A 13,895-nucleotide genomic window follows, 5' to 3' on the forward strand; every position below is an offset into this window, starting at 1 on the left:
TAAGGCGGGGGAAACATGGAGTTTATCGTTAATCACAAACAATTCACTCAAGCACTTTCAGAAGTCAACAAAGCAATATCAACAAAATCTTTAATTCCTATATTATCTGGTATAAAAATAACTGCAGATCAATCTGGAATTACTTTAATTGCAAGTAACTCAAATATTTTTATTGAAAAATTCATTCCTGTTTCAATTGAAGACGAAAAGATTGCAACTATTTTAAAGGTAGGAACTATTGTTGTACCTGCAAAGTATTTCATTGAAATAATAAAGAAAATGCCAAGTGATATCGCAATAAAAAGTAAGAATGAGCAAACTATTAAGATACAATCAGAAGAAATCACATTAAGTTTAAATGGATTTCCTGCAGATGAGTTTCCGAATGTACCGCTTATAGACAATCATGCAGAAATCAAGGTAGAGACAGAGCAATTGATTGAAGTATTTAAACAAACAGTCTTTGCGGTAGCAAAAAATGAATCTAGACCTGTTCTTACTGGGGTGCATATAGAGTTATCTAATAATAAGTTAATTTGTGCTGCAACTGACTCACATAGACTAGCGATACGCGAAACATTACTTTCCTCAGATGTAAAAGCAAATTGTATTGTACCAAGCGCAACCATTAGTGAACTTCTAAAATTAATGAACAGCAATTCGGAATTCGTATATATCTACCTTTCAGAGAGTCATATTATATTTACGCTCGGAACAACTACATTATATTCAAGACTAATTGAAGGGAAATATCCTAATATTTCTAACCTTATTCCAAATGATTTTAAAACGATTATTAACGTAGATAGAAAAAAGATATTACAAGGTGTAGACCGATCAAGTTTATTAGCAAGTGAATGGGCTAATAACAATGTTAACTTAGAAATCATAAACGAATCCACAATTAAAATTTCTTCAAACGCTTCTCAAATTGGGAAAATATCTGAAACGCAACAAATAGATGCGATTCAAGGTGAAAAACAATTAAATATATCTTTCGATGGGCGTTTTATGGTTGATGCTTTAAGAGCAATAAAAGAAGAAACGATTACTTTAAGTTTTGGAGGTTCTATGCGACCGATATTGATTGAAGCAGGAGAGCAATCTGCAGCAGTACATCTTATATCGCCAGTAAGAGCTTATTAAGGATAGAGGAAGGGATTAATAGACAAAGCAGCAATGGTAATCTGAAATACAAAGCAAAATAATAATAACCTGAATATAAAAGCCATAGATTAATCGATATGGGGTGAGTACGATGAAGAAAATAATTGTTTTACTCATTGGTATAGTTTTAATTATTTTTGCTTTTTATCAATACAACAAAAAAGACTATGCAGCTAAAAGTACTAACTTGTATGTAGAAAACTTTAAAGGGGAAAATGATTCAATAAAAATACAATCTGCTATTAATAAAGCAGAGTCTAGTAAAATTAAAACTGTATTGCTTGATGATAAAAAGTATAAAATCACGTCACCAATCATTGTTAAAAAAGGTGTGAAATTATTATTTGGTTATGGATCCCAATTTGTAGTTGAGGGAAACTTTAGAGTTTTAGAACTAGAGAAAAACGCATCCATTGAAGGAGCGTATATAACTATTGACGATCCTAAATTTAACTCTGAAGTTATTTATTTAGACGGTAAAAATAAATATTATAACACTTGGAACAAAACACAAATAAAAGATATAAATATTATCAATTGGACGGAAACGAATAAAGGTACCGGAATTTCTTTATACTCTGCTGGAAAAGAAAATGAAATTTCGTTTGTTAACTTCGAAAATATTAAAGTTGTAGGAATGGAAACTGGACTGAAATTAGTAGCGAAAAAACCGAGCACCGGACAAGCTTGGATAAATGCCAATCGTTTTATGAACTTTTCTTTAGAAGACTGTGTAAATATGATTTATATGGATAGTCAAGTAACTACGCCAAATGAAATTAGTGGGAATCAATTTACAAACCTTCAAATACAGCCTTCAAATAAAACAAAAAGCATTATACAGGTAAGTGGTCAACATAATGAATTTCATGGGATGGTGTGGGATTTAAATAAAATAAAACATGAAAACGAACTCATTGAACTGACTGATAAGAGTATGAATACAGTGGTTGAAATGTCCAGTGTACCAGCAAATAGAGTATTAGATAGTGGGAGATCCAATATAGTGAAATAAGTTTAAATACAGAAAAAAGAGCGAATTCTTTATAAGAGGATTCGCTCTTTTTATATTTTAAAATTAAATTTCCTTCCACCAAGCGGATAAAGGATAGTCTGTAGATTTTAACGTAATAGATTCGCCAATTTGTGGCGTTGTAATTTTAACTCCTAAACGGTTAGCTTCTTTCGTAACACGTTCTATCGGGTCACTCCATTCGTGTAATGCTAACGTAAAAGCACCCCAATGAATCGGAAGAAGTAATTCTCCTTTAACATCAATATGAGCTTGTACCGTTTCTTCAGGCAACATATGAATAGCAGACCACCTCGGATCATATTGCCCGCATTCCATTAATGTAAGATCGAATGGACCGTATTTATCACCAATTTCCTTAAAGTGAGGGGCATAACCGCTATCACCACTAAAGAAAATTTTAGTCTCTTGACCAAGAATAAGCCATGAACACCATAATGAACGATCTCTATCTGTCATACCACGTCCAGAGAAATGCCTTGCAGGCGCACATACTAACTTAATATTATCAAACGTAATTTCGTCCCACCAATTATGCTCACTAATTTTACTAGGTGAAACACCCCGTTTAATAAGATATTGTGCAACTCCAGTTGGAACATAAAAGTGTTTTGCGCGATTTTTTAACTGCATAATACTTTTGTAATTCAAATGATCATAGTGATTATGAGAAATGATAATCGCATCAATTTCTTGAAGGTCATCACGTTCTAAAGAAAAAGCACCACTATAACGCTTACTATTAAACAAGGGAAATGGGGAAGAGGCATCTCCAAACATCGGGTCTAATAACAGTTTTTTACCTTCTATTTTCAAAAGAGAAGCAGAATGGCCAAACCATGTAACACTCTCTAACGCTTCATTATCTTTATTTGATAAAACAACAGGCAAATCCTTTATAGGACGCAGCTTTGATTTTATTTTAAAGTAATCCGTCATTAAACTTATAATATCTTTCGGTTTAAAACTCATATCAGTATGAATTTGATTTGTATATTTCTTATTCATTCGTTCTCCTTTTTACGATTAACAATTTACGTATGTTGTTATTGTAGCTATTTGTAGTTTAAACTATATTATTTTACCTTTCATCTAAAATGCCTTGTATTTCATAAATCCGTCAAATTCATTATTTGTATCTATAAAGTACAAATCGCATAGCAGCAGCTAAGACAAATATTAAGTACATGTAAATTGTTTTTATTTAGTAAATTCCTTCTTATACGCAACAAAGAACATATGTTTCATTGTATGTTATAGAAGAAAATATGTCTCTAATAAAAGAAAGGAAGGAGAGGATGTAAGTGCACATAGAGCGAAAAAAGAAATCAAAATGTAAACTATCAAAATCTGAGATAACGCAGCTATATGCAGAGGGGAAAAGCACCTCAGAGATTGCTACACTTGCTAATGTGTCTGCAAGGTATATTCGTATGGTTTTATCAGACAGCAACGTCCCAAGGCGCGCTATAGGGAGTTGGAAGAGAAAGTATGACATAAAAGAAAATTATTTTAAAACTTGGTCAAATAATATGGCTTATATTTTAGGATTTATAGCAGCTGACGGCGTTATACAAAAAGAAAATCAATGCGTCAGTATATCACAAAAAGAAAGTTATATTTTAGAAGATATAAAAAAAGAATTAAACACCAACCAGCCACTTTATCAAAACAAAAAAACAGACGTATATATGCTAAACATTAATAGCAAAACAATAAAAGACGACCTTATGAACATACATGGAATCATGCCATGTAAATCATTAAATATTAAATTTCCATTCGTGCCTGAAGAATATTTACATCATTTTGTTCGTGGATATTTTGATGGGGATGGTTACGTCAAGTATGAAACGTATACAGTAAGCTTTGTAGGAGGATCATATAGCTTTATGAATTCTTTAAATCAGGTACTACAAAATCACAATTTACCAGCCGATTTACTAAATCAAAATAAACATTATCGCGTCATTTTAACCGGGAGAAAATCAATACAACTATTTTCAAATTGGATTTATAAAGACAAAGATATTTATTTGCATAGAAAATATGAAGAATTTCAGAAAGAAAGTCTAAGTCTAGATCAATTAAAAGATCGAAACCTAAAAAGAACCCAATCTGCTGTTAAGCAGAGAAAACAAAATTTCCTTAAGGAATATATGAAAAATAAATGTATCGCTAAAACTTGTTCCATTTTAGAAATAAAGGAACCAACTTTTAAAAGTTGGTTAAAAAATGATAATCAATTTAAAAAAGACTATGAAAGAATTCATTCATTATAAAAATACAAAAAACCTTAGTATATCTATGCTAAGGTTTTTAATTTGAGATTATTAGAGGATACTTATTTTCGTTTATAGAAGTTAGTAAATACATAAATCTTACAATGAATTTACTAGTAAGGGAGGGGTTATGAAGTGTTTACTAATAATATTCCGGAGAATATATTACATACAGCTTATGAAGCTAAAATGATTTTCTCTGGAGATAATTCGCCATCTATAAAAATAAAAGGAACGAAACTTCAATATTTACTTGTAATGCTTCATCTTGGATCAGTAAAGATTTAGTCTTATTGTTTAATGAAAACGATAAATCTTTAAAAGAATACTTTGCCAGCAGCAGATACTCAAAAGAAATTACTTATGAAGAGTTTTTTATCTGGTGGGATCACTTTTTCTATACAAAAGTAACTGAAGAATTAATAAAACAAGGTGTAATTATAACAAGCACAAAAAAAAATCAAACGTACATAATCCATCAATAACTTTAAATTAAAGTGCTAATACACTTTTACAAATGTAGCAGCTAAATCGATAAATAATTATTAGTAAATAGAGGATAATCTGAAATCAAAACCTAACATTAAGAAAATGAAATGTTTAAAGGGGAGAAGAGCCTTGCAAAAGAAATTTATCAATCCAGAAACGATGCCACCAACTTTTGGATACTCGCATGTAGTCGAAGTTACAAACGCTAAACGAACAATTTACATATCTGGACAAGTAGCGATTAACACTGACGGTCAAATAGTTGGAATTGACGATTTAGCTACACAAACGCGACAAGTATTCGAAAATATTAAAAGTGCATTGGAAACTTCGGAATTAAAATTTAATGATGTAGTCAAATTAACATTTTTCTTAACAGATATTTCTCAAATGGCCATTGTGAGAAATATTCGAGATCAATACATTGACACTAATAATCCACCAGCAAGTTCAGCTGTAGAAGTTAGAAAGTTAATTAACGATAACTTATTAATTGAAATCGAAGCAATCGCTGTAGCAAACTAGTTATAAAAAAATATTCGTCATCATAATACAATTCGTTTAAAATGAACAGATTAAACGAATTGTATTTTTATTATTTAAAATCTAATTTATATCCGAAAATATTATTATCAATAGCTAATAAAGCGAATAAATACATAACCAATCACACATTACTAATTCGGTGGAAAAGGGGATCATAATAAACACAACTAAAACTTAGTAAGTTTATTACTTTTTTACAGTTAACATAATATATATTATAGGCAGTTATAGGAACAAAGCGATATCGGGTATCAAAAACCAAGTAAACTATACTTAATGAGACGAAACAGAGATTTTTAGTGAGATTTACACAAAATCTTATCTAAACGAATTTCTACAGTTTTTATCATTTATTTTGCTATAAATCCATCACAGCAAATTCAAATCAATAATCCATTAAGAATTATCGAATCAAAAACATTTTTGATCGACAAGAAATTTTTTATACAGAAAAATTATTTCTATACAAAATATAAATTAATAATTATATTTTATGTTTTACTTTATGAATTTATTGCTATTTGCACACGTTTTACAACTTCACATTATTTGTTGTTATTTCTGTTATTTAGGCTTGACTTTCATTACACTCATTGTTTCTTATCCTAGTTAACATAACGCTTATTTTTAACATAAAAAAAATCCTCCTCACCTTCAAGAAGATTTTTTATTTGCTATTATTTTATTTATATCTTCTAGTAACAATCCCAATTGTAAATGACATTGGAAAAATCTAGATTTAACAGCTCTTCCTTACGTATAAAGAAATTAGCAACCCCAGAATCGCCCCACATAATATTTAATGAATCGTCTGTATCAATTTGCAGCAATAATATGTCATGTTGCTGGTATTTTTCTTCCCATTCTCTCGGATCTGTCTGTGTGAAAAATGGATATCCACCAATTTTATGTCCTTGATCTTTACATAAATCATCATACAGTTCGCCTAATTCTGTATTATTTTCTTCATCAACAATTTCTTCCCAATCAATGTTATCACTAAAAATCATTTCAAATCGATAATCTCTTGGTGTTACTGGTTGATAAGCTAACTCAAAATTCAGTTTTGCTGCTTCAGGTATGATAAAGTCTTCTAATTCTAAAGTGTTTAAATAACTAAAATCAGTAATTACCTTATTTAAATCTTCTATAATTGTAGAATGATAAATAATTCGAAAGTCTTTTTGGATTGTTGGATGATCAAAATCTGCTCCATAAAGCTCATCATCAGCACTTACGAAAAACTGTAACATTCCCTTTTGAGGCATATATTCAACATGCGGAATTTCTTCAAAGTTTAACTGCGCAAGTAGCATCATAGGTTGTCCATTTGAGTCTTTAGGATGCTCTTGATCTATAGGTAAATACGGATAACCACCAAACTTACTCTCAAAAAGTGTTGTCTCTGCTAATGTTCCAGACACTTTAACATACGGTTTTATACTTTCTTCTAAAATACTACGATACTGCTCTAGTTCTGTCGGAATTTGAAGTTGATACGTATTCTTCATCACATTTGCCTCCCTTTAGTAATGAATTGAAAATGCCTTACTTAATTATATAGCAAGAAATAGCTTTGTGAAAAATTGTTAAAAGTCCGTTTTCACCCTCGTTTTTTGCGCACTTGGTGGACAAAGTAAATTGTGTTCTAAAACCTTTTTATTAATAGTTCGAATTAAATCCGCTGTTTCTGCCGCATTTGTATTTTCTTTTAGTCTTTCTTTTAAATCGTCAATTTCTTTTGAAAGCTCAATCCACCTTGGTAAAACATGATTATTTGCTAAAGTTCTATAAAGTTGTTTTTCAGGATTGTAAGAAAGATCTTTATCGAGATTAAGAGGTTTACCTTTACCAGGTAAATTATCAAAAGCTCCTTTCTGTTCTGCTTGTTTAACGATAGAACTAATATGATCCTCATACGTATACGACCAAACTTTCTCATCTTTTACTAAAATCTCTTGCTTTTTTAGTTTTTTATCTAGTTCTTCTTGATTCATAGCTTCTCTCTCCTTTTTATTTTTTAGTGTCGTTTTTGTAAAATTCAATGCCCTTAATCCTTCGAATAGCTTTTCTCGCCACCACACGCTATCATGACCGCCTTGAAACTCTTCATAAGTAATTTGGTATTCCTTTTCTTTTAAAGCTTTATACAGACGTCTATTAGCCGTTAAAAGAGGTTTGTTTTCAAGTTCTCCTACTGCTATGTAAGAATAGAGATGAGTCGCATTTGAATCTATTGATTAAATTTGATTTTCAATCCAAGGAATTGCATTTTCATAATCATCTTTTTTCCAATGTACGGATCCAGACATTGACAACACATTTCCGAAAACATGTGGATTTTGAAGTGTTGCATAAAAAGCTGCTAAGCCACCAAGACTGAAACCAGCAATTGTTGTATGTTTTGCTTCTTGATGCACACCACGGAAGTAATTCCTCCTTGAAAAATGCATTCATTTTATCATTATAAGTTAGCTCTTCTAATCGATCGACAGGATCTATAGCAACAGCAATACAAGATGGGATTTCATTTTTGTAAATTAAATAATTAAGTGTTTTTGCGATTGGAAGGTTATGAATGAATGAATTCCCATCAAATACAATGAGAAGTTCTTGAAGATGTGAAGTGTGAGAATAATCATGAGGCGTATAAATATGAATTTTACGTGTGTTATTTAAAATCGAACTATAAAAAGAATATGTTTCAATCTTTCCGGATGGATAATCATTTGAAGGAAAACGACTGCTATACTGCACGTCCATACCTATTTTTAACACAGACGCTTTATTGGTACCTTCTCCATCACCTCTCTTTCTCCTTTGTAGTATTCTATATGTAATTTTTTCATTAGAATCCCTATATAAAAGTAGTCGTAAGTTATGTGTTTAGAGAAGTTATTGATTAGAAAGATGATCAATTGCTTGAATAGAAAGTTCCAATGATTTTATTCTTCTTTCTAACAGTGTTCTTTGAGGACTCCCAAGCTTTGACTTAACATAAATCTTTTCAATTGATGGCAACAAACCAATTAGAACATTTCGAGCGTCTGCTAAATCCTCTTGGGTGTAATGATGGGTTTCTTGATTCCAAATACTTTCTAACATAGCTAAGCCGATACTAGCTGCTTTGAGTCTTTTTTTCACTAATGTAGTATTTGCACCTTTTTGAGTCATCTGAGATAGTGCATTTTCAAGTTTACGGATTGTTGACTGTAAAGACTGTATAGATTCTACTTTATCTACATTTGATACGTTTTCCATATTAAACCTGTCCCTTCTTCGTTTCTAAATTAGTTTTCTTGATATTTGATAATACCATTTAGAAGCGAATTTTACTTGAAATATTTGAGTTGGACATGAATTGAAAGGAAAACAGCTAACAAGCTTCTATCTCCTCCCTCTTACATATTCTATATGTACTTCTTTTTTCTCGTTAAAATACCTACATGGACAAGGTGTTAATATTGTATATTTTATGAACAAAAAACGTACAAGCAGCATCACTTGTACGTTTTTTGTTCAGTAAGATAATAAAGTAATAGCTTACGGGTCTTTTCATAATTCATGAAATCTCTATATAAAATGGGATAATTCATAATCTCTGTTTCTAGAAAACGATATTGCGGAAACCACTCAAAAAACGATTTTCTTAGCCACTTAATTTGATTAAACACAATCTCCTGTTCATTATTATTAAGCACGTAACTTAAAGTACCTGCTGTATGCATCTAATAATAATTTAAATCAGCGCTTATACAATCATCTTCTGTAAACGTATTATTAAAATCTTTTCTTATTTTTCGAATGTCACAATTCGGAAACGGTTTATACAGTGGACTAGGCATGTTCTGCAATTCATTAAAAATAACCTTTTTACCTACCACCCCTTTATTTCTCTAGCCAATTTAATAAGTTTTCATAATGATATTGAGCATCGATATACCCAAGATTATATAAATTAACGAGCTTTTCCTTATTTCTTTCTATTCCGCTTATAGGAAGCTGTACACTTGGTTGAATTACATAAAAATTATCTTTTTGTTCTTCTTGATTCATATAAGATATCGTCTCGTTATAAAAACGATAATGGTCTACTAAATTCTCTGCGATTTTCGGATATTTTCTATATAAAATTTTAGCTAGGCCTGAAAATTTATTTCGCTGCTTCTCGTATCCTTCTGGCTTTGTCATAATTACAACGTTCTTTTCATAACCATCAGTTTGAGCTTTTAAAACTGGTATAGGATCTATAATTCCTCCATCTAGTAATTTTCGATTATCATATTCTACAGCAGGTGCTATAAACGGCACAGAGCTGGATGCACGGATGATTTTTAAAATATCATTTCCATGTTCTGTTTTATTATAATAAACAGCTTGTCCTGATTCGCAATCAGTCGTCCCTATAACAAATTGTTCATTACAGTTTAAGAAAGTTTGAAAATCAAATGGAACAATTTTATTAGGTACTTCATCAAATAAAAAGTCCATTCCAAATAATTCACGTTTTCGAATTAAATTTCGATAAGATATATACCTGTAATCTGATACTAGTTCTGTATTTACTTTCTTATTTTTCCCTTGTTGACGCGACAAATAGGTTGCTCCCATACAGGCTCCAGCTGATACGCCGACTACATATGGAAAGAATAAGTTCTTTTCCATGAAATATTCGAGTACACCTGCAGTATATAAACCTTTCATTCCTCCGCCCTCTAATACTAAACCGATATTCTTCATTCTATATCCCTCTGCTTCTTTTTTCTTAATTTCATATTAGCATAAGATTTTAAGATGAGGTTATATAAACTAATTACAACAATAACCAGAAACTACTAAAGTAATGTGATAATATCTTTGTGAGTAACATGTTACAATATAAGTAATTCATTCCACATATATTAAAGGAGGAATTTAATATGGGTTTATTTAGCGGTATTTTAGGAAATGCATCAAATACGAGTTCTGAAAGTGTAGAACGTGATTTAGAGAAGATTATGCTAGACGATGAAAAAGTAGAGCATGCTTATAAATTAATTCGTGATCTAATCGTATTTACAAATCGTCGTCTTATATTAGTAGATAAACAAGGAGTAACTGGCAAAAAAACAGAATACCATTCTATTCCTTATAAAAGTATTACACAATATAGCATCGAAACGGCTGGGCATTTTGATTTAGATGCAGAACTTAAAATTTGGGTGTCTAGTATGGAGGAACCAATTACGAAAGAATTTAAAGGTGACGATAGTATTTTAAGCATTCAAAAAGCGCTAGTAACCTTTACGACAAAGTAGTGTTTTTTGTATCTTTATTCATTTTCGAAATTACTAACCCGAGTATTTTGGAAGAACATACATTATTTTTGTATATTTAATCTAAAATAACATAAAAAGGTAAAGCGTATTTTAAATGCTTTACCTTTCTTTTTTGTAATAAACAAGTGTAGTTTTATCATTTAATTTCTTTATTACTTCTGTTCTTTTATACCCCATTTTCTCGTATAGAAAACAATTTCTTTCTTCTTCTAAAATCGTAGCAAGTTCAAAACTTCGTGCTTCTGGAAACATTTCTTCAATTAAAATAAGTACCTTCTGAGCAATTCCTTTCCCTTGATAGATTGGATGAATAAACATTGGACTAATCCAAAATTTATAAGGTAGTTCTTTTGCGGATATACATATCGCTCCAACAAGTTTCGAATCTATTATCACCTTATAAAAATTACTGCTGGGATTATTTATTCTAAAAATAGTTTTTTCAATAGTTTCATTTGCTGGATTTGTTTCATAGTCTTTATATTTATGTAATAAAGAGCTAAATGAGTCTATTTGCATTTGAAATATAACTTCTGCATCAGTTTCTGTCACCTTTTCTAATATAATCTCCATGTTACCAATTTAGACGCTTTCTTAAAGAAGTAATATGAGCGGTATGGTGACGACCATGCCATGCATATAGTCCTATTGCAACAGCAAGTTTTGTTTCACCAGTTTCAGGATGGTTAAATGTCTTTTCTAAATCTTCAATTTCTAGAGAATATAAAAGATTAACCCATCTTTTATGTAATGAATCTAGCATTACTAGTGAAACATCTACCGGTAATTTTGAATCAGGTAACTCTGCCCATTTCTCTTCTTTATACGGCTTAATAGTTGGATTCTTTTCTGTCAGTGCTAATTTAAAGCGTATGTAGCTATTCATATGGCTATCAACGACGTGATGAACTACTTGACGTACAGTCCAACCTCCAACGCGATATGGTGTATCTAACTGCTTCTGATCTAAATCTTTAATTGCCCTTGTTAGTTCATTAGGTAAATCTTCAATTTCTTGAATCCATGTATCAATCATTTCTTCAGTTATAGGACGTTTGTATGTAAATTGGCCAATTGGATAACGTAAATCATTCATGAATAAGTCCTCCTTATTATAAGTGTGAAGTATTTCTCCAAATATAGTGTACAAACTTCACATGTTCTCCATTTAATTCTACAGATGTTATATCTGATTCGTTTTGATAAGAAGAAAATCCGCTTTTTTCTAGTACAATTTGTGATGCGAGATTATTAGTCGTTGTTTTAGCATAAACTTCAGTAATTTCATTATTTTCCGCTACATCTAAAATTAATTTTACGGCTGCTGTTGCAACTCCTTTTTTAGTGAATTTTTCTCCGACACGATACCCGAGCGAACTAATTCGAGTTTCCGTATCTATATCTACTAAATTGATTCGCCCTACAATTTCTTTTTCTTCATTACGAATTAAATAAAAATAAGAATCTCCATCTGCCTGTTCAATTAATAAATCGTCTAGTAGTTTTTGGAAATATTCAAATTCAAAATATTTCGAGCCACGATTTGGTACCATTGTTTCAAAAAAAGATTTATTTGTAAGTTCAAACGTAAATAAATCCTTAGCATCTTGTTTCTTTAGTTGCTCTATGTATATTTCCATCCCGTATTCTCCTTCTTGATTTACTAACTGTTATACATTCTTTTTTAATCAATTATATTCCTGCTATTTCTTTCGATTAAGTAATACAGATAGTAGCACTTTCGGATGAAAGAGATGAAATGGACTACGAATTAAATTCATCACTCGTACTAACCGAATATAAACATCAGAATTACTTGCGGATAGTCGATATATTTGCTTCGTATACCATAGTTGAAATTTTTGTTTTGTAGTTAATTCTCTCTTTAGTTGCGGGTGACGTGATATTTCTGTTGTTGTCATATCCCAAGGAGTTTCTATTATAGTAGCTGCCTTTTTATAAAATTGTTGTGTAAATGTTTTATCAAGTTGTTTTCTATCTTGCAAAAGTAATTGTAATTGGTGAGCCTCCATAGCAGCAACTGATACGCCTTGGCCGAAAACGGGATCAAAACGACATTGCGCATCTCCAATAACTAATAATCCTTCTGGTACATTATTCACTAAATCAAATCGCCGGCGTACTTGATAAGGAATTTTGTATGTCTTTATATCAGTAATTCCTTCAGCCTTATTTAAGAAGTCTGTAACATTAGAAATTGATAGATTTTCAGCAAAATCATAAAACTCATCATCTGTTTGTGGTGCTTTCTCATTTGCGTATCCACTAAAAGTAACAAAATAACGATTATCTTCTATCGTTTGAATAAGAACGCCATAAGGGTTATCAGGGAAACTAGGAGACATTAGCATATTACAACAGTCTAACTCCTCATTTTCTTTAAGTTTGAACATTTTCGTTGCGTAAAATAAATCAATACGAACTTTCTCTTCTTGTACTTTAATTTCGTATTCTCGTAGCCACTCTATACTTTTTGAGCCAAACCCACTCGCATCAACTACAAGATCCGCATGAACTTCTTCTTGTGTGTTTGTCTCTAAATATTTAACTTTTACTCCACACACTTTGTTAAGCTTTGCATCTACCAATAACCCTTTAACCAATGTTTCATATTTAATAGTAATATTTGAAATTTGATGTATTCGTTTTTGAATATGCCATTCTAGCAAAGGACGACTTTGTTGAATCATATGTACTTCCCCTATGAACGGTTGTTTCCATAGACCGAATTGATGCCATTTCAAATCACGCGTAAAGTTGTTTATAATACTACCCGCTTCTATTAATTCATTCGTAATATTAGGAAACAATTCTTCAATTGCGTTTTCTCCACCTTTTAATAACACGTGAGGATGATTACTTTGTGGAACTCTTTTTCTCGAAGACTTTCCATCCCACCTTTCATCAGCTTCTATAATGATTACTTCTTTAAAAGAAGTTGATAATGCTTTTGCTGCAAACTTTCCTGCCATACTTCCACCAATAACGATAGCCTTATTAAACATATTTTCCCCCTTAATAAAAAGAGATCCTGCCTTG

15 protein-coding genes and 3 pseudogenes are annotated in these 13,895 nt (G+C 31.1%); 7 read left to right on the top strand and 11 right to left on the bottom strand.

The window, feature by feature from the left end; genetic code table 11:
- The first annotated feature begins 15 nt into the window (after window positions 1-15).
- Both dnaN and D1166_RS12625 read left to right on the top strand, forming a co-directional pair.
- A complete protein-coding gene (dnaN, locus tag D1166_RS12620) occupies window positions 16-1,146 on the top strand; it encodes a DNA polymerase III subunit beta (RefSeq protein ID WP_000394482.1) in 1,131 nt (376 codons plus the stop codon).
- A 112-nt stretch (window positions 1,147-1,258) separates the two neighbouring features.
- Window positions 1,259-2,182: a hypothetical protein gene (locus tag D1166_RS12625; RefSeq protein ID WP_000721076.1), complete on the top strand. Its 924-nt coding sequence runs from the start codon at window positions 1,259-1,261 to the stop codon at window positions 2,180-2,182.
- Window positions 2,183-2,245: 63 nt separating this feature from the next.
- Here D1166_RS12625 and D1166_RS12630 read toward each other — a convergent pair whose 3' ends face one another.
- Window positions 2,246-3,208, bottom strand: a complete 963-nt coding sequence (locus D1166_RS12630; protein WP_097861997.1) for an MBL fold metallo-hydrolase — start codon at window positions 3,206-3,208, stop codon at window positions 2,246-2,248.
- Window positions 3,209-3,504: 296 nt separating this feature from the next.
- On the opposite strand from D1166_RS12630, the gene D1166_RS12635 reads away from it, so the two are divergent.
- The 4 genes and pseudogenes from D1166_RS12635 (at window position 3,505) to D1166_RS12645 (ending at window position 5,496) form a co-directional block, all read left to right on the top strand.
- A complete protein-coding gene (locus D1166_RS12635; RefSeq protein ID WP_084064245.1) occupies window positions 3,505-4,482 on the top strand; it encodes an LAGLIDADG family homing endonuclease in 978 nt (325 codons plus the stop codon).
- Window positions 4,483-4,617: 135 nt separating this feature from the next.
- Window positions 4,618-4,770, top strand: coding sequence for a hypothetical protein (locus D1166_RS31280; protein WP_002005131.1), 153 nt, complete (start codon window positions 4,618-4,620; stop codon window positions 4,768-4,770).
- Window positions 4,755-4,967 (top strand): annotated as a pseudogene (locus D1166_RS12640) (hypothetical protein); the annotation flags it as partial. The gene D1166_RS31280 and the pseudogene D1166_RS12640, both read left to right, overlap by 16 nt.
- A 133-nt stretch (window positions 4,968-5,100) precedes the next feature.
- Window positions 5,101-5,496 (top strand): RidA family protein, encoded by a 396-nt coding sequence (locus D1166_RS12645; protein WP_001169714.1) that lies wholly within the window; start codon window positions 5,101-5,103, stop codon window positions 5,494-5,496.
- A 716-nt stretch (window positions 5,497-6,212) separates the two neighbouring features.
- Here the strand turns inward: D1166_RS12645 and D1166_RS12650 are convergent.
- The 6 genes and pseudogenes from D1166_RS12650 to D1166_RS12670 all read right to left on the bottom strand — a co-directional run bounded on the left by D1166_RS12650 (window position 6,213) and on the right by D1166_RS12670 (window position 10,257).
- Window positions 6,213-7,028 (bottom strand): YwqG family protein, encoded by an 816-nt coding sequence (locus D1166_RS12650; protein ID WP_000799821.1) that lies wholly within the window; start codon window positions 7,026-7,028, stop codon window positions 6,213-6,215.
- A gap of 78 nt (window positions 7,029-7,106) precedes the next feature.
- Window positions 7,107-7,514, bottom strand: coding sequence for a DnaJ family domain-containing protein (locus D1166_RS31775; protein ID WP_240523661.1), 408 nt, complete (start codon window positions 7,512-7,514; stop codon window positions 7,107-7,109).
- Window positions 7,515-7,757: 243 nt separating this feature from the next.
- Window positions 7,758-8,280: pseudogene (locus D1166_RS31780) on the bottom strand (alpha/beta hydrolase).
- 132 nt (window positions 8,281-8,412) lie between these two features.
- Window positions 8,413-8,778 carry a hypothetical protein gene (locus D1166_RS12660; RefSeq protein ID WP_000432685.1) on the bottom strand — a complete coding sequence of 122 codons (366 nt, stop codon included), beginning with the start codon at window positions 8,776-8,778 and terminating at the stop codon, window positions 8,413-8,415.
- Between the two features lie 239 nt (window positions 8,779-9,017).
- Window positions 9,018-9,401, bottom strand: a pseudogene (locus tag D1166_RS12665) (YxiJ-like family protein).
- A 4-nt stretch (window positions 9,402-9,405) separates the two neighbouring features.
- Window positions 9,406-10,257 (bottom strand): patatin-like phospholipase family protein, encoded by an 852-nt coding sequence (locus D1166_RS12670; RefSeq protein ID WP_097856659.1) that lies wholly within the window; start codon window positions 10,255-10,257, stop codon window positions 9,406-9,408.
- Between the two features lie 179 nt (window positions 10,258-10,436).
- On the opposite strand from D1166_RS12670, the gene D1166_RS12675 reads away from it, so the two are divergent.
- The gene (locus tag D1166_RS12675) at window positions 10,437-10,814 is read left to right on the top strand and encodes a PH domain-containing protein (RefSeq protein WP_000522476.1); all 378 of its coding nucleotides are present in this window, start codon (window positions 10,437-10,439) and stop codon (window positions 10,812-10,814) included.
- A 120-nt stretch (window positions 10,815-10,934) separates the two neighbouring features.
- Here the strand turns inward: D1166_RS12675 and D1166_RS12680 are convergent, their stop codons facing one another.
- From D1166_RS12680 to D1166_RS12695, 4 genes are all read right to left on the bottom strand, one after another.
- Window positions 10,935-11,408: a GNAT family N-acetyltransferase gene (locus D1166_RS12680; RefSeq protein ID WP_002005126.1), complete on the bottom strand. Its 474-nt coding sequence runs from the start codon at window positions 11,406-11,408 to the stop codon at window positions 10,935-10,937.
- A gap of 1 nt (window position 11,409) precedes the next feature.
- The gene (locus D1166_RS12685; RefSeq protein WP_000999082.1) at window positions 11,410-11,931 is read right to left on the bottom strand and encodes a YfiT family bacillithiol transferase; all 522 of its coding nucleotides are present in this window, start codon (window positions 11,929-11,931) and stop codon (window positions 11,410-11,412) included.
- A gap of 16 nt (window positions 11,932-11,947) precedes the next feature.
- Window positions 11,948-12,475, bottom strand: a complete 528-nt coding sequence (locus D1166_RS12690; protein ID WP_000409239.1) for a GNAT family N-acetyltransferase — start codon at window positions 12,473-12,475, stop codon at window positions 11,948-11,950.
- Window positions 12,476-12,538: 63 nt separating this feature from the next.
- A complete protein-coding gene (locus D1166_RS12695; RefSeq protein ID WP_000482044.1) occupies window positions 12,539-13,861 on the bottom strand; it encodes an FAD-dependent oxidoreductase in 1,323 nt (440 codons plus the stop codon).
- Window positions 13,862-13,895: the final 34 nt, after the last annotated feature.

Source organism: Bacillus sp. ISO11, from assembly GCF_003458115.1.
GTDB classification, from domain to species: Bacteria; Bacillota; Bacilli; order Bacillales; family Bacillaceae_G; genus Bacillus_A; species Bacillus_A cereus.